The sequence below is a fragment of the Rhodanobacter sp. OK091 genome (assembly GCF_900142825.1).
Classification (GTDB): domain Bacteria; phylum Pseudomonadota; class Gammaproteobacteria; order Xanthomonadales; family Rhodanobacteraceae; genus Rhodanobacter.
Window position 1 is genome coordinate 293,667 of the sequence record NZ_FRCH01000002.1, and the last position, 23,674, is coordinate 317,340.

Genomic DNA, 23,674 nt, shown 5'->3' on the forward strand with positions numbered 1-23,674 from the left:
TCGCCATTCGTGCCTGTACGGCGCGATGGACTTAGGGCGCCCCTAATGCAGGCCGCGCCAACCCTCGAATCCGGTGAACATCGCCGCCGCGATCAGCAAGGCGCCCACGCAGCGCGTTGCCATTATCCCGGCGGCAGGCTTGCCGTGCAGCCATCGTCGCGCGCGATCGGCCATCAAGGCCACGCCCCCATAAACGCACAACTGGTTGAGCGCGATGATCAGCCACATGACCAGGGCCTGCAGCCAGATCAGGCCGTAGTCCGGGCGCAGGAACTGCGGGAAGATCGCCAGCATGAACAGATAGGCTTTGGGGTTGAGCAGGCTGGTCAGCATGCCTTGCCGAAAGGTCGCCGCACGCGAGCGCAGCCTGGTGTCCGGGTGCAGGCCAAACGAGGATTCGCTGCGCATCAGCGACATGCCGATCCAGCCGATGTACAGCGCTCCGGCCAGCAGCAAGGCGTTGAAGGCGCCAGGGACCAGCTTGATCAGCACGCTGATGCCCAGCGCCGTCATCAGCACATGGCAGATCCCGCCCGCGATGATTCCAGCCACGGCGGCGAAGCCGCGGCTGCGCCCGCCGGCCAGTGCGCTGCCCATGACGAAGGCCATGTCCAGGCCCGGCAGCACCACGATGCCGAAGACCAGGACGAAGAACAGCCATAGTTGTTCGTAGTGGTTCATGGCGTTATCCCGGCGGCCGTGTCGGACAGCCAGCGCAGGCGCGAACGTGGGGTCGGGTCCATCACCACGCGTTCGGGCGCGCCACGCAACAGGCCGGAGTCCGCCAGCGATTTTTCCGCCGATGTCAGGAGCGGCGCGAGCCGCCTGTCCAGCGTGGCGTCGTCCTTGACCACACCGAGCCAGATCAGGAATGGGCCGTCCGTGCGTATCGGCAGCTGCGGAAAGTTGTTCGGCACATCCAGCGTCACCAGCACGCCGGCCGGATGCACGCCGTCGACGCGGTAGGCGGAAAATGCGGCCTCTGCCTGATGCGCAAACGCGTCCTCGCTGCCTTTCTTCACCGCGAAAATCTGCGCCACCACGATGCCTTGCGCACTGTGTTCTTCGGTCACCGGATCGACCGCCGGCAGCACCTTGACGCCCTGGTCGGCATGCAGCGGCCGCAGCAGCATCACATTGTCGCTATCCGGCAGGATCGCGTTGACCTTGACCCTATGCTCCTTCCACAACGGCCCGTAATAGAAAGCCGCGTTGACGACGGGACGTGCATTGATGTCGCGGAAGCCGCGCAGCCAGGTGAAGCGATCGGGATGGTCCCGCTCCATGAATTGCCCGAACACCATCGCACCGAGTTGCTCGAGGGCTTCGGGAAAATACGTGTCGAAATATTTGACGAAGTGCGACCGCTCGCCTTGGCTCGTGACGTAGCGGCGAAATTCGATGGCCTGGTAGTCCCGCAGGTGCTGCACGCTTTCCATGGTGATGGTTCCGCTGGTGGGTTTGCCGTGTATTGAACTCGCCGCACCGAATGCGCCGAGCAGGACGATGCCGCATATCAGTCGTTCGAAAGGCTTCACGAGAGATCCCCAGGACTGTCGGATGGTGTGCCGGACACGTTAAGACCCATACAGGTCAAATTTCGCCCTGATTGGCCAGTACAATCGTGACCATGGCCCGGCCCACTACACGCGTACTGGCTGTACTCGAGCTGCTGCAAAGCCACGGCCGTATGAGCGGTCCGGAGCTGGCGCGGCGGGTTGGCGTCGATGTGCGCACGCTGCGGCGCTACATCGTGATGCTGGAAGACCTCGGCATTCCGCTGACGGCCGAGCGCGGCCGCCACGGCGCCTACATGTTGGTCGCCGGATTCAAGCTGCCGCCGATGATGTTCACCAACGATGAGGCGGTAGCGCTGTCGGTGGGCATGGTGGCGGCGCGTGGTCTGGGCCTGGCCGAGGCCGCACCGGCGGTGGAAAGCGCGCAGGCCAAGCTCGCCCGCGTGATGCCTGACAGTTTGAAGCGGCACGTAGGCGCGATCGCCGATACGGTCAAGGTCGACCTGCTGCCTTCCGCCAGCACGCCGGACAGCAATGCGGCGCTGATTGCACTGACCGGTGCGGCGCAGGCAGAGCGGCGTGTGAGTATGAGTTACGAATCGGCCCAGGGCGTGCGCACCGACCGCGAGTTCGATCCGTACGGACTCGCCTACCGGGCAGGTGCCTGGTACGCAGTGGGGATGTGCCATCTGCGTCACGGCCTGCGCACATTCCGGCTGGATCGCATCGGCAAGGTGAACCAGCTCGATCGGCCATTCCGCAGGCCAGCCGGCTTCGACCCGCTGGATCAGCTGGTGCGCGGCATCGCGGCGATTCCGCACGCGAATGCGATCGAGGTACTGCTGCGCACGGACCTGCAGACGGCGCGCCGCGCGTTTTCGCTTGCGTTCGGTTTGCTGGAGCCCACGCAGGACGGGGTGCTTCTGCGCACCGGTGCCGATGATCTGGCCTGGTTCGCGCGACAGCTCGCCGGCCTCCCGTTCGACTTCGAGATCCGCACGCCAGCAGGCCTGCGCACGGAACTCAGGATCTGCGCGGCCCGGTTGCACGCAATGACCGAGGGATGATCGCGACGCAACGATGGGCGATCGGTCCGTCGACCTCGTCCAGGTCGTTGTTCCGCGCCGATATGCGGTGCTCCGTGACGTCCGCGTGAAATGGCAACGAACTAAAAAATTTGCCGAAAACGTCGTTGACTCATATGCTTAGGCACTCTCCGGGGGGAGTCGCGACAAGGCGTGTTGCGATGCGGAGAGGCACCCCGGTGAACATTGCGATCCGGTAGCGACAGGAACTGGCTCGTCGTATGTACACCCGGTTCGAGAAAGTTCAACGACCTTTCTGGAGGGGAAATACATGCCATTGCCCAAAGCCAACGGCCTCAGCCTTGCGCTGTGTGTCGCCATCGGCCTCGCTGCTGCCAGCAGCGTGAATGCCACCGATACCACCACCGGGCCCGAGGTCACTCCGGCCGTACAGCACGACACATTGCACTCGTTGCGCGGCGTGATGCCGCGACCGGACGATTTCGTCAAGAACTCGCACGCGCATCCGGCCCACCCGCTGCCGTTCCTGGATGGTCCGGGTAACCAGACCGATGGGGCCGTGCAGGGTTCCGGTACGGGCAGCTTCGCTCCCTCGCTTGGCGCCGGTTTCGACGGCGTGGGCCAGGGCTTCAGCGGGCCGCAGGGCACGTTCACCGTCAACAGCGCTCCACCGGATACCAACGGCGCCGTCGGTGCGACCCAGTACGTGCAGATCGTCAACAGCGCGTTTGCCGTATTCGACAAGTCGACCAAGGCGGTGACTTACGGTCCGGTGGCGACCAACACGTTGTGGTCCGGCTTCGGCGGTCCCTGCGAAGCCGACAACGATGGCGATGCCACCGTGGTCTACGACAAGGCGGCCGGCCGCTGGATCGTCGCCCAGTTCGCGGTGACCGCTGCGCCGTACTACCAGTGCGTGGCGGTATCGGCGACCAGCGATGCCACCGGTGCCTACTACCGCTATGCGTTCCCGTACGGCAGCATCTTCCCGGACTACCCGAAGATGGGCGTCTGGCCGGATGCTTATTACGAAACGTTCAACATGTTCAACGGCAATACGTTCGCCGGCGCGAAGCTGTGCGCCTACGACCGCAACGCGATGTTGAGCGGCGCAGCGGCCACGCAGCAGTGCTTCCAGTTGTCTTCGAGTTACGGCGGCGTGCTGCCGGCGGACCTCGACGGCGCCACCGCGCCGCCGGCCGGCTCGCCGAACTATCTGATGAACTTCGGCGCGAGCTCGCTGAACCTGTGGAAGTTCCATGTCGACTGGGCCAACACCGCCAACACCACGCTGACAGGTCCGCTCAACATCCCGGTGGCCTCGTTCGCCGCAGCCTGCGGCGGCGGTACCTGCATTCCGCAGTCCGGCGTCAGCCAGAAGCTCGATTCGCTGGCCGACCGCCTCATGTTCCGCCTGGCCTATCGCAATTTCACCAACCATGAATCGCTGGTGGTCACCCATTCGGTCAAGGTCGGCACCACGCACAAGAACCCGTACAGCGGGGTGCGCTGGTACGAGATCCGCAGCCCCGGCGGCACGCCGACGGTGTACCAGCAGTCCACCTTCACGCCGGACACCAGCTATCGCTGGATGGGTTCGGTGGCGATGGACAAGGTGGGCGACATGGCGCTTGGCTACAGCGTATCCAGCAGTGCGCTCCATCCGGCGATCCGCTACACCGGTCGTCTGGCAACCGACGCGCTGAGCACGATGCAGTCCGAGAGCAGCATCATCGAAGGGCTCGGTTCGCAGAGCGGCAATAACCTGGCGCGTTGGGGCGATTACAGTGCCATGACCGTCGATCCAGTCGACGACTGCACGTTCTGGTACACCACCGAGTATCTGAAGAACACCGGCTCATTCAACTGGAACACGCGCATCGGGTCGTTCAAGTTCCCGACCTGCCAGTAAGCGAGACGTGCCGTCCAGCCGCGCAGGCTGGACGGCTGTCGATGCGTGACGAGAAACATGGCCTCCTTCGGGTGGCCATGTTTCTTCATGGCGCCTTAAATGCGGACCGATGTATTCGACGAATCGTCGTGCAGGCCTGCCGTCACACCATACGCATGCGCTTCCACCAGCGCGTGACCTTCTCTTCGCGCACGAAGGTGAACATCCCGGCACCGAGAATGATCGCGATGCCGACGGCCATCGGCCAGTCCAGTTCATCGTGGAACAGCACATAGCCGAGCAGTACTGCCCACAACATCTGGCTGTACTGGGTGGGCGCGACGTGGTTGGCGGGCGCTTTCTGCGTGGCCAGCATCAACAACACGGCGGCGAGCGCCGCGAGCAGGCCGTAGCCGAGCAGGAGCAGCCACTGGTGCAGGTCCGGCCAGCGGAAACGGGAAAGCATCAGCACCCCGGTGAGCAGCGTCGAGCCGACCATGCCGGCGCTATACAAGGTGAGGCGTTTCTCGTGCGACCCGGCCAGACGCAAGGCGATCATCGAGATCGCGCCGGCGAGGCCGCAGATGATGGCGGCGAGGTGGCCGATACCGAGTGCGCGAAAGCCGGGCCGCAGCACCACCAGCACGCCGATGAAGCCGGCGACCACCGCCGACCAGCGGCGCCACCCGACGTGCTCCTTGAGCACCAGCACGGACAGCATGGTGACGAAGATCGGCAAAAGGAAAATCAGCGCGAAAGCCTCCGCCATCGGCAGCGCCGTGAAGGCGATCACGGCGGCAACGCTGCCCACCGCGCCGGCAATGGCACGCACCAGATACAGGCCGCGACGTTGCGCGACCAGCACCTCGCGCCAGCGGTCGCCGCGCGCCTTGATGAAAGGCAGCGCGGTCAGGCCCAGCGCTGCGCCGAAGAACACGGCTTCGTATGCCGGCAGCGAGCCCCGCAGTGATTTCACGAACGCGTCGCTCAGGGCATAGGCCGCGAATGCCATGAAACCGAGCAAGACACCTTTGAACATGGATTTCCGCTTTTGGGGGGAGGAGGGTGACGGCCAGAGGAGATCGGCATGCCGCGTCCGGCCTGGGGGCGGTCGCCTTTATGCCACCGGGTCCCGCGCTACAATAACGGTTTTACGCGCCCGTCTCCGGAGCTTCCATGGCTGTCAGTCTGAATCCGCTCGATCTGTACGATGTCCGCTCGCTGCTCACCGACGAGGAACGCATGGTGCAGGACACCGTCGGCCGCTTCGTCGACGAGCGAGTGCTGCCGATCATCGGCGACTGCTTCGATCAGGCCCGTTTCCCGAGGGAGTTGATCCCGGAGATCGCCGCTCTCGGCCTGCTCGGCGCAACCATTCCCGAGGAATACGGCGGCGCCGGCATGAATGGGGTCAGCTACGGCCTGATCTGCCAGGAGCTGGAGCGCGGCGATTCCGGCCTGCGCAGCTTCGCCTCGGTGCAGAGCTCGCTGTGCATGTATCCGATCTTTGCCTACGGCAGCGAGGAACAGAAGCGGCAGTACCTGCCGCGGATGTCGGCCGGCGAAGTGATCGGCTGCTTCGGCCTGACCGAGCCGCACGGCGGTTCCGATCCGGCCAACATGAAGACGCACGCGAAAAAGGACGGTGGCGACTGGATCATCAACGGCGCCAAGATGTGGATCACCAACGGCAACCTCGCGCACATCGCGATCGTGTGGGCGCAGACCGAGGACGGCATCCAGGGCTTCGTCGTGCCCACCGATACGGCCGGCTTCAAGGCGCAGGAAATCCACAAGAAGATGAGCCTGCGCGCCTCGGTCACCTCGGCGCTGTTCTTCGACAACGTGCGCGTGCCGGACAGTGCGCGGCTGCCCAACGTGAAGGGTCTGAAGGGGCCGCTGGGTTGCCTCACCCAGGCCCGCTACGGCATCACCTGGGGACCGATCGGCGCCGCGCAGGCGTGCTTGAAGGAAGTGCTGGACTATACGAAGGAGCGCATCCTGTTCGACCGCCCGCTGGCCTCCAATCAGGCGGTGCAGCTGAAGCTGGCCGACATGGCGCGCCGCATCACCACCGCGCAGCTGCTGTCGCTGCAGCTCGGTCGCCTGAAGGACGCCGGCAAGATGCAGCCCACCCAGGTGTCGCTGGCCAAGTGGAACAACTGCCGCATGGCGATCGACATCGCGCGCCAGTGCCGCGACATCCTCGGCGGTGCCGGCATCACCACGGAACACGGTGCGATCCGTCACGCGCTGAATCTGGAATCGGTGATCACCTATGAAGGCACCGAGACCGTGCACGAGCTGGTGGTCGGCCGCGAGCTGACTGGCATCAACGCATTCTGAAACGGGGCGGCGGCACATGGATTCCGATTCGCTGCGCATCGAAACCGAGCGGCTGATCCTGCGTCCACCCCGGGCGGAGGATTTCGATGCCTATGCGGCCAACATGGCCGATGCCCAGGCGGCACAGTTCATCGGCGGCCAGCAATCGCGCGCCGCCGCCTGGCGCGGCTTCCTGACCCTGGCGGGTGCCTGGTCGATCCAGGGTTTCGCGATGTTCTCGGTGATAGAGAAAAGCAGCGGGGAATGGATAGGCCGGCTCGGGCCTTGGCATCCGGTCGACTGGCCCGGTACCGAGGTGGGCTGGGGGCTGGCGCGCGCCGCCTGGGGCAAGGGCTACGCGCTGGAAGGCTGCATCGCGGCGATCGACTGGGCATTCGATCGGCTGGGTTGGAGCGAGATGATCCATTCGATCCATCCGGACAACCACGCTTCGCAGATGCTGGCCAAGCGACTCGGCTCGACCTGCCGCGGCCCCGGCAAGCTGCCGGCGCCGTACGAGGATTCGCCGAACGACATCTGGGCGCAGACGCGCGAACAATGGCGCAAGCGCCGCGCACAATCATGAATGCATCCGCCGACATCGACACGGCGGCGGCATTGCGCGAGGTACTCGCCGCGAGCGTGCCGGATCTGCATCGCTACTGCCGTGATCCGTGGACCCTGATCGGTAGTGGCGCCGCGTGGCTGATCGGGGCGAAGGTGACGGTAGCCGATCTCGACGTGCTGACCAGTGCCCGCGATGCGGAAACGCTGATAGACCGCTGGCGGGAGCGACTGGAGACGACCATGGCATCGGCCGGCGCCGAACGCTTCCGCTCGCGCTTCGCACGCTTCGTTTTCCCGGGACTGGCCGTGGAAATCATGGGTGGACTCGAAGTATCCGGCGGCGCCGGCTGGGAGCCGGTGAGGATCGGGGAAATCATTGCCGTGGACGTCGCCGGTTTGCGCGTGCCGATTCCCGCCGTAGAGGAGCAGATCCACCTGCTGGAACGTTTCGGGCGGCCCAAGGATAGTCGGCGTGCGGCGCTGCTGAAGTCATTGCACAAGGAGAGGCCGTGATCACTTGAGGCAAGAGTGATCGCGACTGAAGTCGCTCCTACAGAAAACGTCGTACTCCTCATTCATTCAAGCGATAGCCATCATGTCCATGCCGTTTGCCATCAGCGCCCGCCACAAGGGTTTCAATCGCGCCGAGATCGTCGATCAGAATTTCATCGAGTTCGTGCAGTTGTGGCAGGGCGAGGTGCGCGCCGCGCCGCGCGACAGCGAGGCGGTATTGCCGGGCAGTGCGCTCGATGCACGCGGTTTTCGCGAGCTGCTCGAATCGCAGCTGATCTCGCGCCATCTCGACCTGATGGCGCGCGTGCTGCGCGTGCAGAACAAGGTGTTCTACACGATCGGCTCGTCGGGCCATGAAGGCAACGCGATGGTGGCGCGGCTGACCCGGCATACCGATCCGGCGTTTCTGCATTACCGCTCCGGTGGCTTCATGGCCGAGCGTTTCCGCAAATTGCCGGGCATGGACCCGGTAACGGATTCGGCGTTGAGCTTCGCCGCCAGCAAGGACGATCCGGCCTCCGGTGGCCGCCACAAGGTATGGGGCAGCAAACCGTTGTGGGTGTTGCCGCAGACGTCCACGATCGCTTCGCACCTGCCCAAGGCGCTGGGCACGGCGGTGGCGATCGAACAGGCGCGCCGCATCGGTCATCAACTGCCGATTCCGGACGACAGCATCACGATCTGCTCGTTCGGCGATGCATCGAGCAACCACGCCACCGCGCAGACCGCGTTCAACGCAGCGGCATGGACGGCTTACCAGAAGCTGCCCGCACCCGTGTTGTTCGTGTGCGAGGACAACGGCATCGGCATCTCGGTGAAGACGCCGGCCGGCTGGGTCGCCAGCAACTTCCAGCATCGTTCCAACCTCGATTATTTCTTTGCCGACGGACTCGATCTGGCCGAAGGCTACGCGCAGGTGCAGCGTGCGGTGGAACATTGCCGCAGTACGCGCCGGCCGACCTTCCTGCATCTGAAGACCACTCGCGTGATGGGTCATGCCGGCACCGATTTCGAGATCGAATGGCGCAGCGTCGAGGAGCTGTTCGCGGTCGAGGCAGCCGACCCGTTGCTGCGCTCGGCCGGCATCGCGCTGGAGTCCGGCCTGTACTCGAAGGACGCATTGCTGAATCTTTACGAGGCCACTCGCAGGCGCTGCTTCGCCGCCGCCGAGGATGCGGATTCGCGGCATCGGCTGACCTCGCTTGCCGACGTGATGAAGCCGCTGGCGCCCTATACGCCGGCTGCGGTGCAAGCTGAAGCCACGCGCTCGGACTATGCCGAGAAGCGTCTCGCCGTATTCGGCGGCGAGGAAAAGCTGCCGGAGAAACTGCCGCCGCGGCACCTGGCGATCCAGATCGGCCAGGCCTTGCACGACTTGCTGGCGAAGTATCCGCAGGCGCTGCTGTTTGGCGAGGACGTGGCGCAGAAGGGCGGCGTGTACACCGTCACCAAGGGTCTCAACAAGATCTTCAAGGGCAGCCGCGTGTTCAACACGCTGCTGGACGAGACGATGATCCTCGGCCTGGCCCAGGGCTACGCCAACATGGGCATGCTGCCGATGCCGGAGATCCAGTACCTGGCGTATTTCCACAACGCCTGCGACCAGATCCGCGGCGAGGCGGCGTCGCTGCAGTTCTTTTCCAACGACCAGTACCGCAATCCGATGGTGATGCGCGTTGCCTCGCTCGGCTACCAGAAGGGTTTCGGCGGTCACTTCCACAACGACAACTCGATCACCGCGCTGCGCGACATTCCCGGCCTGGTGGTCGGCTGCGCCAGCCGCGGCGACGATGCGGCGATGATGCTGCGCACGATGATGGCGCTGGCCAAGGTCGACGGCCGCGTGTGCGCGTTCCTCGAACCCATCGCCTTGTACATGACCAAGGATCTGTACGAAGCCGGCGATGGTCTGTGGCAGTACGACTATCCGGCACCGGATCAGGCGATGACTCTGGGCGAGGGGCGGATCTACAACGCGGCGGCGAACGACCTGGTGATCTTTACCTTCGGCAATGGCGTGCCTATGGCTTTGCGTGCCGCCCGCACGATCGAGCAGGAGCTGGACTGGCAGGTGCGCGTGGTCGACCTGCGCTGGCTGGCGCCGCTCAACGATGCCTTCATCGCGGCGCAGGCAAAGAGCGCCAAGCGCATCCTGGTGCTGGACGAAGGGCGCAAGAGTGCCGGCGTGGGCGAAGGCGTGGTCACCGCCATCGTGGAAGGCGGCTGTGGCGCTACGCCGATGCGGCGCGTGGTCGGCGCGGATACGTTCACGCCGCTGGCCGGTGCGGCCTTGCTGGTATTGCCGGGTGAAGCCGACGTGGTGGCTGCGGCGCGGGAGCTGGCGAAGCGCTGAGTCGCTACTCCCGCTTTTTCACGATGTGCAGCCGTGGGCCGGGAGGCGCGTTCGGCGGCACGGTGTCGGCGTGCAGGCAAACCCGGTTGCGGCCGCTGAGCTTGGCCTCGTACATGGCCTGGTCGGCGCGTTCGACCAGCGACTCCACATCGTCGCCATCCCGGTAGATGGCGACGCCGATGCTGATGCTGAGCAGCATCGATTCGTCACCGGACGGAATTTCCATTCGATGCACGCGCCGGCACAGGCGGGTCGCCACCGGCATGGCCTGCTGCGGCGTAGTGCCATCGAGCAGGGCGACAAACTCCTCGCCACCGTAACGACCGAGCAGATCGGATGGCCGCAACTCGGTAGCCAGTGCCTGCGCCACAGCGACCAGCGCGCGGTCGCCGGCGTTGTGTCCCTGACGATCGTTCAGCAGCTTGAAATGATCCAGATCGAGAAACAGCAACGCGATCGGCCGCGGCGGCCCGTTTGTCAGCAAGGCGCTGGCGCGTTCGGTCCAGGCGCGGCGGTTGAGCACGTTGGTGAGCGCGTCATGATCGGCCAGCGCCCGCACGATGTCGCGGTCATGGCGCAGTCCGAGTGCACGATCGGCGAGGCCAAGCGACAACACGATCGCCTCGAACGCGCCGCCAGCCAGGCTCGCATCATTGAGCCAGTCCAGTTGCGGCAGCGCGCCGTTGACCTGTGCGCTGGTCATCGCAGTAAGCAGCAACAGCGGCGTCCAGCCGGCCAGGAAAAACCACGCCTGGCGCGAACCGCGCGCAGCGGCGACGATGGCGGCGACCAGCAGCAACGCCGCTCCGATCATCAGCAGCGGATTGAGCAGGATTTGCGCCACGTCGACCAGCAATGCGATATGGCTGCAGCGCATCAAGACCAGCTGGATCATGCCGACCGCCAGCGCCACGATCGGCACCCGCAGCAGCGGCGCGTAACGCTGCAGTTCGCAGAACCGCATCATGAACAACGAAGCAAACGCCACCGACAGCGCCACGGCCGCCGGCCCGGCCAGCGGTGCCATGCCGGACAGCCAGCTCCATTCCAGCGGGTGGAACAGGAAGCCGGTCTGGATGCCCTGAATGAGCATGTAGCAGAAGATGTAACCGGCGTACCACGCATAGGTGACGTCGCGCAGCATCAACGCGAAGCACAGTGCCATCAGCACCATCGCCAGCATCACCGCGAAGCAGGCGCCGGCGAATACCAGCCACTGCGCATCCTGCTGGAGATACTCGTTCCAGGACTGCAACTGGAATCGCACCGGCGCACTCAGCGTCGGGGACGGTTCGAACCGGAGCAGGATCGGTGCCGACGCGGGCAGGTCGGCCGGGACCCGCCAGGCCAGCCGGCCGTGGCCGTGGGCCGCTGCACTGAAGTCATCCAGCGCCAGCGCCACCGGCTGCGTTTCGCCACCGTTGGCGAAGACGGTGGCCGTGCTCAGCGGAGGCGGGTAGATCGTCAGCACCCGTTCGCCATTGTCCCAGGGCGGCTGTGATGCGATGACCACCCAGCTGCCGGCGGTGCTGCGCGGAAAGCGCTGCAACAGGGAGGGGTCGAAACTCTTCAGCTGGCCTGCGCGGTATTCGGCGAGCACGACTTGCGCTGTGTCATTGGTGCGGACTTCGCGCCAGGCGCCGTTCAACGGAGTAGCCGCATGGGCTGCACCCAGACCCAGCCATAGCAGGCTGAGCACAAGACCGGGCCATGACCGCCAACGGCGATCCGATCCCGGTAATGTGATCAGCTTCCTCATCTGCATCTCTCCGCTCTGTCAATCTCGTTCGAGATCGCGAATGACGCGTACTTTTTGCCGGATCGGCCGTATTCACGAGCGAACGGTGTGGTGCCCGCGCGGCATCGAGCCAGGGGCTCCGTGCCGGGCCGGACGGCAACATCCGAACTTGCACATCTCTTGTGAACATGTCAAGCATGCGACGTGCCAGCGTCGATGCGCACGACCCGGAGCCCCGGCCTTGCTCACTCGTGAAGCTGGCACGGCATCCGATGATAGGGGCGGCCAGTCGCTTGTTGCGGCCCCTGAACGGTTCGATCCGGACGTGGAAGGTCACTTGCGCCGGGCTCTGCCGGTTGGCTCAGCCAGGCCGGCGAGCACCCAGCAGTATCAGCACTTCCTGCGCGCTGCGGATACGCTCGGTCGCGCCGGGAAGATCCAGTGTGATCTTCAACTTGTCCTGACCATCGAGCTTATAGACGCGCGGCAGCTGCTGGATCAGCTTGATGATCAGCATCGGATCGACGTCGGGCGGATTTCCCTGGTAACTCGCGCGGAACACGATGCGGCCGCCGTTGGCACCGAAGTCGAGTTTGCGGATGCCGAGCGGGGTGGCCATCAGCTTCAGCCCGGCCACGGCGAACAGGTGCTTGGCGCTGTCCGGCAGCAAGCCGAACCTGTCGATCATTTCCACCTGCAGGTCGCGCAAGTCGTCTTCGCTGCGCGCGCTGGCGATGCGCTTGTACAAGGTCAGGCGCGCGTGCACGTCGGGCAGGTAGTCGTCGGGGATCAGCGCAGGCAGGTGCAGTTCGACCTCGGTCTCGTGTTCGGTGCTGAGGTCGAAGTCCGGGATCTTGCCCGACTTCAGTGCGCGCACCGCACGATCCAGCAGTTCGGTGTACAGGCCGAAACCGATCTCCTGGATCTGGCCGGACTGCTCGTCGCCCAGCAGTTCGCCCGCGCCGCGGATTTCCAGGTCGTGCGTGGCCAGGGTGAAGCCGGCGCCGAGTTCTTCCAGCGACGCGAGCGCTTCCAGGCGCTTCTGTGCATCGGCGGTGATCGACTTGCGGTCGGGTACGACGAGATAAGCGTAGGCGCGGTGATGCGAGCGCCCCACGCGGCCGCGCAGCTGATGCAGCTGCGCCAGTCCGAAACGGTCGGCGCGGTTGATGATGATGGTGTTGGCGGTCGGGATGTCGATGCCGGTTTCGATGATTGTCGTGCATACCAGCACGTTGAAACGCTGGCGGTGGAAATCCGCCATCACGCCCTCCAGCTCGCGCTCCGGCATCTGGCCATGGGCGATGCGGATGCGCGCCTCGGGCACCAGCTCCTCCAGTTCGCGGACGGTGCGCTCGATGCTCTGCACCTCGTTGTGCAGGAAGTACACCTGGCCGCCGCGCGACAGTTCGCGCTGCAAGGCTTCGCGGATCGTCGCCGGATCCCAGGCGGAAATGAACGTTCGCACGGCCGAGCGATGCGCCGGCGGTGTGGCGATCAGCGAGAGATCGCGCAGGCCGGCCATCGCCATGTTCAGCGTGCGCGGGATCGGCGTGGCGGTCATGGTCAGCAGATCCACTTCGGCGCGCAGCTTCTTCAGCTGCTCCTTCTGGCGCACGCCGAAGCGCTGTTCCTCGTCGACGATGACCAGGCCGAGGTTCTTGAACTTGATATCCGGCTGCAGCAGCTTGTGGGTGCCCACGATCACGTCGATCTGGCCGTCGGCGAGCCGTTTCAGCGCCTCGTTCACTTCCTTGGCCGACTTGAAGCGCGACAGCACGTCGACACGCACCGGCCAGTCGGCGAAGCGATCGGCGAAATTGCGGTAATGCTGCTGGGCCAGCAAGGTGGTCGGCACCAGCACGGCGACCTGCTTGCCCGCGGTGGCGGTGGCGAATGCGGCGCGCAGCGCGACCTCGGTCTTGCCGAAGCCGACATCGCCGCAGATCACCCGGTCCATCGCGCGCGGCGCGGCTAGGTCGGCGAGCACGGCTTCGATCGCGGTTTCCTGGTCGGGTGTTTCCTCGAACGGGAAAGTGCTGCCGAATTCCTCTACCAATTGGCGATCGATCGGCATCGACTCGCCGCCGCGCGCCTGACGCTGCGCATAGATCGCCAGCAGTTCGGCGGCGACGTCGCGCACCTTTTCCGCGGCCTTCTTGCGTGCACGTTCCCATGCGTCGCCGCCCAGCGAATGCAGCGGTGCCAGTTCCGGCGCGGTGCCGGAGTAGCGGCTGACCAGGCCGAGCTGCGCCACCGGCACATACAGCTTGTCGCCCTTGGCGTATTCGATGACGAGGAACTCGCCATCCATGCCGCCCACATCCATCGAGACCAGGCCCTGGTAGCGGCCCACGCCGTGATCGACATGCACGATCGGCGCACCGAGGGTGAGCTCGGTGAGATCGCGGATGATCGCTTCCGGATCGCGCGCGGTGCCGCGACGACGCTTGCGGTCGCGTTCGCTGCGCACGCGCTCGCCGTAGAGCTCGCGCTCGGTGAGCACGGTGATCGCCGGTTTGGTGAGTGCGAAGCCTTGCTCGAGTCCTGCGATGGTGATGGCGAAGCGTTGCGCATCCGTAGCGAGGAAAGCGGTCCAGCCATCCACGTTGTCCGGTTTCATCCCGCCACCGGCCAGCGTTTCGATCAGTGCCTCGCGCCGACCCGCCGAGTCGGCGGTGATCAGCACCCGCCCCGGATAGCTGGACAGGAAATGCCGCAGCGACGTACCCGGCTCCTCGCCCTTGCGGTTGAGCGGCAACTCCGGCGCGGGCTGGGTGCCGGCGGCGACAGCGTGCTCATGGCCGGCGTCGACGACTTCCACGCGCAACCGTTTGTTGAGTTGTTCGCGCAATTGTTCGGGCGGCAGATACAGCTCGGCCGGCGGCAGCACCGGACGTTCGATGTCGTGCGCGCGCTGGTCGTAGCGTTCGGCGGTCTGCGTCCAGAACTGGTCGGCTGCATCGCCGGCACCCTCGCCGAGTACGAACAGCGCATTGTCGGCGAGGTAGTCGAACAGCGTAGCGGTCTGCCGGAAGAACAGCGGCAGGTAATACTCGATGCCGCCTGGCGTCACGCCTTCCTTCATATCCTGATACAACGGACAGCGGCGCACGTCGATCGGGAAGCGCTCGCGCAGGTTGCCGCGAAACTCTTTCGCGGCCTCGTCGGTGAGCGGGAACTCACGTGCGGGCAGCAACTCGATCTTCTCCACCTGCTGCTGCGAGCGCTGGGTTTCCGGATCGAAGCTGCGGATCGATTCCACTTCGTCGTCGAACAGTTCGATGCGATACGGCTCGGCGGTGCCCATCGGAAAAATGTCGAGCAACGCACCGCGCACCGCAAAGTCGCCCGGCTCGGCCACCTGCGGCACATGGCGATAGCCGGAGGCCTCAAGCCGGCGTTGTTCGGCGAGAAGATCCAGCTTCTGGCGCCTGGCCAGCACCAGCCCGGAACCGGTGATGTGCGCGCGCGGCGCGATCCGTTGCATCAGCGTCGCCACCGGCACCACCAGCACGCCGCGTTTCACATTGGGCAACTGATACAGCGTGGCGATACGCTGCGAGACGATTTCCGGATGCGGACTGAACACGTCGTAGGGCAGCGTTTCCCAGTCCGGGAAATGCAGCACGGGCAGGCCGCCGCCGAAGATGTTCAGCTCGGCTTCCAGCGCCTGTGCACGCTGGGTATCGCGGGTCACCGCCACCAGCAAGCCGTCGTGGGTGCGTGCCGCTTCCGCGATCAGCAGTGCCCGCGCGGAGCCGTGGGGTGGCGTCCAGTAGCGGCGTTGCTTGGGGGTGGTGGGCAGGGGCGGGTGCTTGATCAGGCTGGACATAGGGACGCGTGTTCAGGGCGCCGCCATCGAGCCGCGCCGGGGAAAGCGGGCAAGTGTAACGCGACAGCCCCGGCGGGCCGGGGCTGTTTGTGTACAAGTGGCGCGATCAGAGCTTCAGCGTGATCAGCGCAGTGCCTGGTTCGTCCGGCACCATCCGCTGGGTGAAGCCCAGCTCGTGGCACAGGTCCAGCATCGGACGGTTCTCTTGCAATACGTAACCCCACAGCTCGGCGAGGCGGCGACGACGGCTGTCGTCGACCAGCCGCTGCATCAACAGGGCGCCGAGGCCGAGACGGCACCAGTCATGTTCTACCAGCACCGAAAACTCGGCCGCGTCGGTAGCTGCGTCGACGTAGATCCGGCCTACACCGCGCATCTCCGCCGGCTGCACCGACTCATCCATCAATACATAAGCGGTCTCGAATGCCGGATCGATCCGGCACATCCGCTGTGCCATCGGCGCAGGCAGTTCGGACATGGCGTGCAGAAAGCGGCGCCGGATATCTTCCGGCGACAGTCGGCTGAAGCAGCGTTGCATCGCGGCCACGTCACCGGGCTCGATCGCGCGCAGCAGCAACTCGCGATCGTCCTGCGTACGTACCTGTTCGCCATGGGCCGACGGCGCCACGCGGGGGCGGGCAAAACGCTCGCTGCTGCGCGGCGGCAACGGGGCGAATCGGGAAGGGGCGTAGAAGTCGATGGCGGGAATCATGGGACGTCCGTACTTTTGCGTATTGTGTGCAATGCAACATGAATTTGCAATAACGAACCGTATGACTAGCTGCGGCATGATGTCCCTACCGATGTAAATCGTGTTGCAGCACGGGATGCCGCCAAATCGGCGGACAGCAGCGGCGGCACACCGCAGAATACGAGCCGAATCCCACGGAGCACGGCATGAGCCGCAAACAAGCCAGCGGCCTCACTGTCGCTCAACTGAACGCGCTGTGCCGTCATTGGCCCGGCGTCACGCGTGATACCAAGTGGGGTATCGACGCGGTGTTCAGCGTCGGTGGCAAGATGTTCGCGGTGATGCCGTCGGACGGCAGCGAGGGCGGCCGACTGTCGTTCAAGGTGGCCGACGACCGTTTCCTGGAACTCACCGATCAACCAGGCGTGATTCCGGCGCCGTACCTGGCACGCGCACACTGGATCTCGGTCATCGAGCCGTCGCGTTTCGCCACGGCCGAGCTGGCGGCGTTCATCCTCGACGCGTACACGCTGGTGCGCGCGAAACTGACCAGGAAATCGCAGGCGGAGCTCGGTCCGCTGCCGACACTTAAGACGGATAAAAAATGAAACAGCATCTCGGCGCGCTGGCGTTGCTGGTGGCGGACTATGACGAGGCGATCGCCTGGTATACCCGCGCACTTGGCTTCGAATTGATCGAGGACACCGACATGGGCGACGGCAAGCGTTGGGTTTTGCTGGCGCCGCCCGGCTCGAGCGAAACCCGCCTGCTGCTGGCCAAGGCGAAAGGCGACGAGCAGGCCTCGCGCATCGGCAACCAGACCGGCGGTCGTGTATTCCTGTTGCTCAATACCGACGACTTCCAGCGCGACTGGCAGCGCATGCGCGCCCAGGGCGTGCACTTCCGCGAGGAACCGCGGTACGAGGCCTATGGCACGGTCGCCGTGTTCGATGATCTGTACGGCAATGGCTGGGACTTGCTGGAACTGAAGCGTTGATGCGCTACCAGATCAGGTCGTCCGGCACTTCGAACTGCTTGTAGTACTCGTCGTCCGCGTCGTTGCCGCTGCCGGTTTTTGCGCGGCCGTGATCGAGCACGATCATGGCCGCGTCGCGTTCGTAGACCTTGTCGGCCGCGACGCGCGGCAACAGCTCATAGCCCTGGTCGTGACGCACGATCACCAGCGTGCCGCTGGCCAGTTGTGCGCGCAGCGCCTGGTTGACCAGTACGTCGCGGATCGTGTCGCCGTCGGTGAAGCGATAGGCAATCTCGCCCTCGCGCTTGACCTTGTGTGCTTCGACGATCTGCCGAACCTGCGCATGCTGCTCGTTTGCACGCAGCTGCGCGTTGCGCTCGGCGGCCAGCGCGCGATCCCGCTCCGCTTTCTCGGCCTGCAACCGCTGTGCATCCACCTGCTCGACACCCGGCGGCGCCGGTGCCTTGCCCTTGCGCTGTTTCGCCTGCTCGCGCACCACTTGCGCCGCCTTGGCCTTGTTGACCAGTCCGGCCTTGAGCAGTTGTTCTTGCAGAGGATTGCGCATGGTGATGAAAGAAAGACAGGCAGGGTTGCTAGGGAGATTGTAACGCGCGGGTGTCGGCTCTCGGAGGCTGCCTGATTCGAAGCGCTGTTCCGCCCAGCCTGGTCTCTCAGTCTCGGGGTGACTCGCTTCCATTCGCGTCGACACGCAAGGCGAGTTCGCCATCGGCGAGACGCGCGCGCAGCTTCATGTCGATCGCTGCGTCCCTGACCGAGCGCACGACCTTGCCCTCGACATCGAGCAGGATGGCGTAGCCGCGTTCCAGCGTGGCCAGCGGGCTTACCGCATGCAGCGCGTGACCGGCATGGCGCAGGCGGGTCTGCCGGCGTTCCAGGACGTGTGCGAGGGCGCGGCGCAGGCGCTGATCCTGTTCGGCCAGCCGGCGTGCCAGCAACGGCAGCCGGGCGCGCGGATGCTGTGCCATCAGGCGCGCGTGCAACCGCTCCAGTCGGACGTGACGAAGCTGACTCTGTTCGCGCAGCACTGCGGTGAGGCGGCGCTGCAGATGCAGCAGCCGCTCTCGGTCACGTTGCAAGCGCGCCTGCGGTCGCTGCGTCTGCAGGCGCGCCAGCAGATGATCGACGCGTTGCGCATGCGCCTGCAGCTGCCGCTGTTGCAAGGTCAGCATGCGCTGCTGCAACTGCTGCAGGTGACGGTCGACCGCTACCGCATCGGGCACCAGCAGTTCGGCTGCGGCGGATGGCGTCGGTGCACGCAGGTCGGCGACGAAGTCGGCAATGCTGAAGTCGATCTCGTGGCCGACCGCGGAGACCACCGGCACGGCGCTGGCGTGGATCGCCCGCGCCACCGCTTCGTCGTTGAACGCCCACAAGTCTTCCAGCGAGCCGCCGCCGCGGGTCAGCAGCAGCACGTCGTAGCGGCCGCTGATGGACGCCTTGTTGAGCATCGCGACGATCGCCGGCGGCGCCTCGCGGCCCTGCACTGGCACCGGCAGCACTTCGACATCGGCCAGCGGCCAGCGTCGTGCCAGTACGCTCAGCACGTCGCGCACGGCGGCCCCGGTGGCCGAGGTGATCACGCCGATGCGACGCGCGTAACGGGGCAGGGTGCGCTTGCGGCCGGGCTCGAACAGGCCTTCGGCATTGAGCCGTGCCTTGAGCTGCTCGAACTCGCGTTGCAGCGCGCCCTCGCCGGCGGGCTCCATGTATTCGGCGACCAGCTGGAATTCGCCGCGCGGCTCGTACAGGCCGACCTTGGCGCGCAACAGAACCTGCATGCCGTCGATCGGACGGAAGCGCAGCGCGGATGCCTTCAGCTTGAACATCGCACAGCGCACCTGGGCGCTGCTGTCCTTCAAGGTGAAGTACAGATGGCCGGAGGCGGGCTTCGCCACGTTCGACAGCTCGCCTTCGATCCATACCTGCGGCAGCGCGTCGCCCAGCAGATCGCGCACCAGCCGGTTGAGCGAGCTGGGGGTCAGAACGTGGCGTGGCGTGTCGTCGAACGGCGCATGCATAAGGGGAGCGAGCCTAGCATGGCGAACGTATCAAGTCGTGAAAAAACATCTGCTTGAGGTAGGGAATGCAAGAAGCACTTCAAGCAAAGTTGGCGACGTTCAATCGCCATCGTTTGCGCGTTGCCCGCGCAGACGCCAGGCACGGATGCCGAGATTGAGTGCGAACCAGCCGCACATCACCCCCAGCGGCCAACCCACCCAGGCCGGCCACAGGATCGCGACGACCGCCAGCGTGAGCAGCGCCAGCGTGCCGACGAGCAGCGGGCCGCTGGAGCTGTCGCCCAGCACGCGACGATTGGTCAATGCGGCGCCGACACTGTTGGCGATGCGCAAGGCACCGGCGGCGGCGCGGCCGGAACTGCCGCCGCCGTGCGGTATCCGCGGTCGGGTTTCGCTGCTGCGTACGCGCTCGCTGCTGCCACGGCGGCGAGGCGCCGCCAGCACGATTTCAGTGGCGTTGCCCAGATCGCGTTCGTACTGCGCGGCGAGCTGGTCGGCGAAGTCGGCGTCTTCGACCGCCACATCGAGCTCGCGATTGCTCAACCAGCTGGCGATGTTGAGGTTGGACGAACCGACCCGTGCCCATTGCCCGTCAGCGACGGCGGTCTTGGCGTGCAGCATCGAGCCATTCCACTCGAACACCCGGATGCCAGCTTTCAGCAACGGCCGGTAGCCCGAACGCGACATGCTGGCCACCGCGGGGATGTCGCTGCTGCCGGGCACCAGCAGGCGCACGTCCACGCCATCGCGCGCGGCCGCTACCAGTGCCTGCACGTAGGGCGTGAGGCCCACGAAATAAGCGTCGGTCAGCCACAACGTCTTGCGCGCCATCGACGCGATCAACTGATCGAGCCGGTACATGCCGGCCGTAGCCGGCTGGGTGGCAATCAATCGCAGGGAGATATCGCCGACGGCCGCGGCGGGTTCCGGCAGGGGCACAAACTGCCGCAGCGCGGCACCGGTTTCACGCCAGCTTTGCGCGAATGTCGCCTCCAGCTCCGCCACGACGGGACCGCGCAGCGCCACACCGGTGTCGCGCCACGGCGGCACATTGCGCGCCGGATCACCCAGCCATTTCGCACTGATGCATACGCCTGACAGGAAGCCGTGCACGCCGTCGACCACCAAAAGCTTGCGATGATCGCGGCTGATCCAGCCGAACGGTTGCCCCAGCTGCGGCGGATTGAACACGCGCACCTCGCCGCCGGCCGCGCGCAATGGCGCCCAGAAGGAATGGCGCGACTGGCCCAGACAACCGACCCAATCCACCACTACAGCGACAAACACGCCGTTTCGCGCACGCTCGACCAGGGCATCGCGGAACGCAACGCCGACCTCGTCGTTGCGGATGATGTAGTTCTCCAGCAGCACTCGCTGTCGTGCACCCCGGATCGCCGCCAGCCAGGCGTCGTAGTGCGCGGAGGCGTCGATCAGCAGTTCCACCGCATTACCGTTGAGCAAGGGCGCGCCGGCGGTGCGGCTCAGCGCCTGTTCCGCCAGCAGGCGGATCGGCGTGGCATGGATCGGTGGCATGGGCATGCGTCGAGTTTAGGCGATGACCCGTATCGGCGTTGTCGTTGGCAAGCTTCTGGCATGATCCAGTGCATGCAGATCGAGCACCGCTACACCGATACCGATGCATGCGCGCGCTACCTCGCCGACGAACTGGGGGCGGATCTGCGCATTGCCGCGCCGCTGGGCCTGGGCAAGCCGCATGGACTGCTCAACGCGCTGTACCGGAACACCGCGGCCGATCCGATCCGGTCCATGCGTCTGTACACCGCGCTGTCGCTGACCCGGCCGCAGCCGGCGCCGGGACTGGAGCAAAGATTTCTCGGGCCGTTCCTGGAGCGCCACTTCGGTGCCGATCAGGTCGATCCGCAGTACGCGCTGGATCAGGCGCGCGGAGCGTTGCCCTCGAACGTCGAAGTGCATGAGTTCTACCTGCAGTCCGGCGCGCTGCTGCATTCGGGCTGTGCGCAGCGCAGCTATATCAGCCAGAACTACACCCACGTCGCCCGCGATCTGGTGGTGCAGGACATCAACCTGCTGGTGCAACTGGTGGCGCGTCGCGAGGGGCCGGACGGGGCGCGCTACAGCTTGTCGTGCAATCCGGACCTGACTCTGGATTTCATGCGCCAGGTACAGGACGCCGGCAAGCCGCGGCCGCTGTGCGTGGCGGTGGTGCATCCGGACCTGCCGTATCTGAGCGGCGAAGCCGAAGTGGCCGAAGACTATTTCGACGTGGAGCTGCGCCCGGAAACTTCGCCGCTACTGTTCGCATTGCCGCGGCAGCCGGTCGACCTGGCCGAGTACGCGCTGGGCTTGCATGCCAGTGCGCTGGTCAGGGATGGCGGCTGCCTGCAGATCGGCATCGGCGCGTTGTCCGACGCGCTGGTCAAGGCGCTGCTGCTGCGCCAGCAGGACAACACCGTATGGCGACGCGCGCTGGTGGCGCTGGACCGGCGCGGCGCCACGCATGCGCTGGCCGGATGGCTGGGCGGCCTGGCTGCGTTCCAGGCCGGCTTGTATGGCGCCAGCGAGATGGTGATGGACGGCTTCATGCACTTGCAGCGCGCCGGCATCCTGAAGCGGCGCAGCTGGGACAATCTCGCGCTGGAGCGTGCTTCGGCCGCCGGTCGGCTGGCCGCCGACGTGCCGGGCGGACATTATCTGCGTGGCGCGTTCTTTCTCGGTTCGCGCGAACTGTACGCATGGCTCGACGCCACCGAAGCGGTCGATCCGGATGCGATCGACATGGGTCCGGTCTCCAACGTCAACCATCTGTACGGCGATCACCAGGTGCTGGCGACGCTGCAGCGGCGCGGCGCGCGCTTCTTCAACACATGCATGATGGCGACCCTGCTCGGCGCCGCGGTGTCCGACACGCTGGACGATGGCGGCGTGGTCAGCGGTGTCGGCGGCCAGTACAACTTCGTGGCTATGGCGCACGAACTGCCGGAAGGCCGCTCGGTGCTGCTGCTGCGCGCGACGCGGCAGGTGCGTGGCGGGATCGAAAGCAACATTCGCTGGAATTACGGCCAGACCACCATCCCGCGCCACCTGCGCGACATCTACGTGACGGAATACGGCGTGGCCGACCTGCGCGGCAAGAGCGACAGCGAGTGTGTCGAGGCGATGCTGTCGATCAGCGACGCGCGTTTTCTCGATGCGCTGTGCGCGGAGGCGAAGGCACACCGCAAGCTGGCCGCGGACTTCGTGATACTGGAAGCCTGGCGTCGGCATTCTCCGCGCTACCTGCACGAGGCGCTGGCGCCGTTCCAGCAGAAAGGCTTGCTGCCGCAGTTTCCGTTCGGCAGCGACTTCACCGAAGTCGAGCAGCGCCTGCTGCCGGCGCTGAACTGGTTGAAAGCCTGCAGCAGCCACTGGCGCGGCCGATGGCGGTTGCTGCGTGCCGTCTGTCGACATGGTGCGGTGGCCGCTGATGAGGCCGAGGCGCTGGCGCGGATGGGGCTGGCTCATCCGGTCAAGCTGGCCGATCGTCTGCAGCGCCGCTTGTTGCAGGCAGCGCTGCGCCGCAAGCAAATGTAGGGGGCCGCTTGTGGGCGATGCTCTTGGCTCTTGGGTTGATTGATTTGAAGCGAAGAGCTTTCGTGCGCCTCTGGCGCCCGAGTCACTTTTCTCTTGTGTGGCCAAGAGAAAAGTAACCAAAAGAGAAGGCCACCCCGCTTGGCGCTTGCCGCCCATCCGTGGGCGGCAAGTCCGTGAGCCGGGGTCGGGCTTTTCGACAGGGCATCCTGCCCTGGCGAAAAGGCATCGGCATCCTTGCCGATGCCCCTGCGGGCCTGTCGACCCCGTCTCACCGCCGCACAGGGGCCCCGGGTAGAGCAGCGGGCCATCGTGGCCCGCACTCGGTGAAAAGCCGAAGCAAAGCGTCGCTCTGCTGTTGCTCTGGCTCTTCTGAAAAGTGCGGGCCACGATGGCCCGCTGCTCTACCCGGGGCCCCTCTGAAGCGGCGGGTGGGTGGAGGAAAAGCCCGAAGGGTGGTCGGCAGGGATGCCGACCAGTTTGGCGTCAGCACAGGATGTGCTGTCGACAAACCCCGTAACCCACCCGCGGACTTGCCGGGCAGGAGGCCCGGCAAGCGCGTAAGCGGGGTGTCGTTTTCTCTTGGTTACTTCTCTTTTGGACAAGCAAAAGAGAAGTAACTCGCCCTCCGCAG

At 65.5% G+C, this 23,674-nt stretch carries 18 protein-coding genes; 9 read left to right on the forward strand and 9 right to left on the reverse strand.

The annotated features are described in order from the left end of the window. Window positions 1–42: 42 nt before the first annotated feature. Both BUA26_RS10885 and BUA26_RS10890 read right to left on the reverse strand, forming a co-directional pair. The gene (locus BUA26_RS10885) at window positions 43–681 is read right to left on the reverse strand and encodes a LysE family translocator (protein ID WP_072760666.1); all 639 of its coding nucleotides are present in this window, start codon (window positions 679–681) and stop codon (window positions 43–45) included. Then, window positions 678–1,538, reverse strand: a complete 861-nt coding sequence (locus BUA26_RS10890; protein ID WP_072760668.1) for an NIPSNAP family protein — start codon at window positions 1,536–1,538, stop codon at window positions 678–680. Before BUA26_RS10890 ends, BUA26_RS10885 begins: the two co-directional genes overlap by 4 nt. A gap of 92 nt (window positions 1,539–1,630) precedes the next feature. On the opposite strand from BUA26_RS10890, the gene BUA26_RS10895 reads away from it, so the two are divergent. Together BUA26_RS10895 and BUA26_RS10900 are read left to right on the forward strand one after the other, a co-directional pair. Beyond that, the gene (locus tag BUA26_RS10895; RefSeq protein ID WP_072760670.1) at window positions 1,631–2,584 is read left to right on the forward strand and encodes a helix-turn-helix transcriptional regulator; all 954 of its coding nucleotides are present in this window, start codon (window positions 1,631–1,633) and stop codon (window positions 2,582–2,584) included. A gap of 289 nt (window positions 2,585–2,873) precedes the next feature. Next, window positions 2,874–4,475 carry a hypothetical protein gene (locus tag BUA26_RS10900; protein WP_072760672.1) on the forward strand — a complete coding sequence of 534 codons (1,602 nt, stop codon included), beginning with the start codon at window positions 2,874–2,876 and terminating at the stop codon, window positions 4,473–4,475. A gap of 142 nt (window positions 4,476–4,617) precedes the next feature. Here BUA26_RS10900 and BUA26_RS10905 read toward each other — a convergent pair whose 3' ends face one another. After that, entirely contained in the window at window positions 4,618–5,493 is an 876-nt protein-coding gene (locus BUA26_RS10905) for a DMT family transporter (RefSeq protein WP_072760673.1), read from the reverse strand. A gap of 137 nt (window positions 5,494–5,630) precedes the next feature. Here BUA26_RS10905 and BUA26_RS10910 point away from each other — a divergent pair, with 137 nt between their 5' ends. The 4 genes from BUA26_RS10910 (at window position 5,631) to BUA26_RS10925 (ending at window position 10,212) form a co-directional block, all read left to right on the forward strand. Continuing rightward, complete coding sequence (locus BUA26_RS10910) at window positions 5,631–6,800, forward strand: acyl-CoA dehydrogenase family protein (protein ID WP_072760674.1); 1,170 nt, start codon at window positions 5,631–5,633, stop codon at window positions 6,798–6,800. 16 nt (window positions 6,801–6,816) lie between these two features. After that, on the forward strand, window positions 6,817–7,365 hold the full coding sequence (locus tag BUA26_RS10915; RefSeq protein ID WP_072760675.1) for a GNAT family N-acetyltransferase: 549 nt from the start codon (window positions 6,817–6,819) through the stop codon (window positions 7,363–7,365). After that, window positions 7,362–7,859, forward strand: a complete 498-nt coding sequence (locus tag BUA26_RS10920; RefSeq protein ID WP_072761541.1) for a nucleotidyltransferase family protein — start codon at window positions 7,362–7,364, stop codon at window positions 7,857–7,859. The genes BUA26_RS10915 and BUA26_RS10920 overlap by 4 nt, the downstream gene beginning before the upstream one ends. Window positions 7,860–7,941: 82 nt before the next feature. Beyond that, window positions 7,942–10,212, forward strand: a complete 2,271-nt coding sequence (locus BUA26_RS10925; protein ID WP_072760676.1) for a thiamine pyrophosphate-dependent enzyme — start codon at window positions 7,942–7,944, stop codon at window positions 10,210–10,212. A gap of 4 nt (window positions 10,213–10,216) precedes the next feature. Here the strand turns inward: BUA26_RS10925 and BUA26_RS10930 are convergent, their stop codons facing one another. From BUA26_RS10930 to BUA26_RS10940, 3 genes are all read right to left on the reverse strand, one after another. Continuing rightward, complete coding sequence (locus BUA26_RS10930) at window positions 10,217–11,971, reverse strand: sensor domain-containing diguanylate cyclase (protein WP_072761542.1); 1,755 nt, start codon at window positions 11,969–11,971, stop codon at window positions 10,217–10,219. 340 nt (window positions 11,972–12,311) lie between these two features. After that, the gene (gene mfd / locus BUA26_RS10935; RefSeq protein ID WP_072760677.1) at window positions 12,312–15,785 is read right to left on the reverse strand and encodes a transcription-repair coupling factor; all 3,474 of its coding nucleotides are present in this window, start codon (window positions 15,783–15,785) and stop codon (window positions 12,312–12,314) included. A 106-nt stretch (window positions 15,786–15,891) separates the two neighbouring features. Then, window positions 15,892–16,497: a GNAT family N-acetyltransferase gene (locus tag BUA26_RS10940; protein WP_072760678.1), complete on the reverse strand. Its 606-nt coding sequence runs from the start codon at window positions 16,495–16,497 to the stop codon at window positions 15,892–15,894. A 185-nt stretch (window positions 16,498–16,682) separates the two neighbouring features. On the opposite strand from BUA26_RS10940, the gene BUA26_RS10945 reads away from it, so the two are divergent. Together BUA26_RS10945 and BUA26_RS10950 are read left to right on the forward strand one after the other, a co-directional pair. Then, complete coding sequence (locus BUA26_RS10945) at window positions 16,683–17,084, forward strand: MmcQ/YjbR family DNA-binding protein (RefSeq protein WP_072760679.1); 402 nt, start codon at window positions 16,683–16,685, stop codon at window positions 17,082–17,084. Next, window positions 17,081–17,473, forward strand: a complete 393-nt coding sequence (locus BUA26_RS10950; RefSeq protein ID WP_072760680.1) for a VOC family protein — start codon at window positions 17,081–17,083, stop codon at window positions 17,471–17,473. Before BUA26_RS10945 ends, BUA26_RS10950 begins: the two co-directional genes overlap by 4 nt. Before the next feature lie 4 nt (window positions 17,474–17,477). Here BUA26_RS10950 and BUA26_RS10955 read toward each other — a convergent pair whose 3' ends face one another. The 3 genes from BUA26_RS10955 to BUA26_RS10965 all read right to left on the reverse strand — a co-directional run bounded on the left by BUA26_RS10955 (window position 17,478) and on the right by BUA26_RS10965 (window position 21,030). After that, window positions 17,478–18,017, reverse strand: coding sequence for a DUF2058 domain-containing protein (locus BUA26_RS10955; protein WP_072760681.1), 540 nt, complete (start codon window positions 18,015–18,017; stop codon window positions 17,478–17,480). Window positions 18,018–18,123: 106 nt separating this feature from the next. Then, the gene (gene xseA / locus BUA26_RS10960; protein WP_072760682.1) at window positions 18,124–19,491 is read right to left on the reverse strand and encodes an exodeoxyribonuclease VII large subunit; all 1,368 of its coding nucleotides are present in this window, start codon (window positions 19,489–19,491) and stop codon (window positions 18,124–18,126) included. A 99-nt stretch (window positions 19,492–19,590) separates the two neighbouring features. After that, entirely contained in the window at window positions 19,591–21,030 is a 1,440-nt protein-coding gene (locus BUA26_RS10965; protein ID WP_072760683.1) for a phospholipase D-like domain-containing protein, read from the reverse strand. 66 nt (window positions 21,031–21,096) lie between these two features. On the opposite strand from BUA26_RS10965, the gene BUA26_RS10970 reads away from it, so the two are divergent. Next, entirely contained in the window at window positions 21,097–23,043 is a 1,947-nt protein-coding gene (locus BUA26_RS10970) for an acetyl-CoA hydrolase/transferase C-terminal domain-containing protein (RefSeq protein WP_255368279.1), read from the forward strand. Window positions 23,044–23,674: the final 631 nt, after the last annotated feature.

What these genes read in the sequence shown, in the direction of transcription:
- BUA26_RS10885 (WP_072760666.1), bottom strand. Translation starts at nt 681, where the DNA reads ATGAACCACTACGAACAACTATGGCTGTTCTTCGTCCTGGTCTTCGGC.
- BUA26_RS10895 (WP_072760670.1), top strand. Translation starts at nt 1,631, where the DNA reads ATGGCCCGGCCCACTACACGCGTACTGGCTGTACTCGAGCTGCTGCAA.
- BUA26_RS10900 (WP_072760672.1), top strand. Translation starts at nt 2,874, where the DNA reads ATGCCATTGCCCAAAGCCAACGGCCTCAGCCTTGCGCTGTGTGTCGCC.
- BUA26_RS10905 (WP_072760673.1), bottom strand. Translation starts at nt 5,493, where the DNA reads ATGTTCAAAGGTGTCTTGCTCGGTTTCATGGCATTCGCGGCCTATGCC.
- BUA26_RS10910 (WP_072760674.1), top strand. Translation starts at nt 5,631, where the DNA reads ATGGCTGTCAGTCTGAATCCGCTCGATCTGTACGATGTCCGCTCGCTG.
- BUA26_RS10915 (WP_072760675.1), top strand. Translation starts at nt 6,817, where the DNA reads ATGGATTCCGATTCGCTGCGCATCGAAACCGAGCGGCTGATCCTGCGT.
- BUA26_RS10920 (WP_072761541.1), top strand. Translation starts at nt 7,362, where the DNA reads ATGAATGCATCCGCCGACATCGACACGGCGGCGGCATTGCGCGAGGTA.
- BUA26_RS10925 (WP_072760676.1), top strand. Translation starts at nt 7,942, where the DNA reads ATGTCCATGCCGTTTGCCATCAGCGCCCGCCACAAGGGTTTCAATCGC.
- BUA26_RS10930 (WP_072761542.1), bottom strand. Translation starts at nt 11,971, where the DNA reads ATGAGGAAGCTGATCACATTACCGGGATCGGATCGCCGTTGGCGGTCA.
- mfd (WP_072760677.1), bottom strand. Translation starts at nt 15,785, where the DNA reads ATGTCCAGCCTGATCAAGCACCCGCCCCTGCCCACCACCCCCAAGCAA.
- BUA26_RS10940 (WP_072760678.1), bottom strand. Translation starts at nt 16,497, where the DNA reads ATGATTCCCGCCATCGACTTCTACGCCCCTTCCCGATTCGCCCCGTTG.
- BUA26_RS10945 (WP_072760679.1), top strand. Translation starts at nt 16,683, where the DNA reads ATGAGCCGCAAACAAGCCAGCGGCCTCACTGTCGCTCAACTGAACGCG.
- BUA26_RS10950 (WP_072760680.1), top strand. Translation starts at nt 17,081, where the DNA reads ATGAAACAGCATCTCGGCGCGCTGGCGTTGCTGGTGGCGGACTATGAC.
- BUA26_RS10955 (WP_072760681.1), bottom strand. Translation starts at nt 18,017, where the DNA reads ATGCGCAATCCTCTGCAAGAACAACTGCTCAAGGCCGGACTGGTCAAC.
- xseA (WP_072760682.1), bottom strand. Translation starts at nt 19,491, where the DNA reads ATGCATGCGCCGTTCGACGACACGCCACGCCACGTTCTGACCCCCAGC.
- BUA26_RS10965 (WP_072760683.1), bottom strand. Translation starts at nt 21,030, where the DNA reads ATGCCCATGCCACCGATCCATGCCACGCCGATCCGCCTGCTGGCGGAA.
- BUA26_RS10970 (WP_255368279.1), top strand. Translation starts at nt 21,097, where the DNA reads ATGCAGATCGAGCACCGCTACACCGATACCGATGCATGCGCGCGCTAC.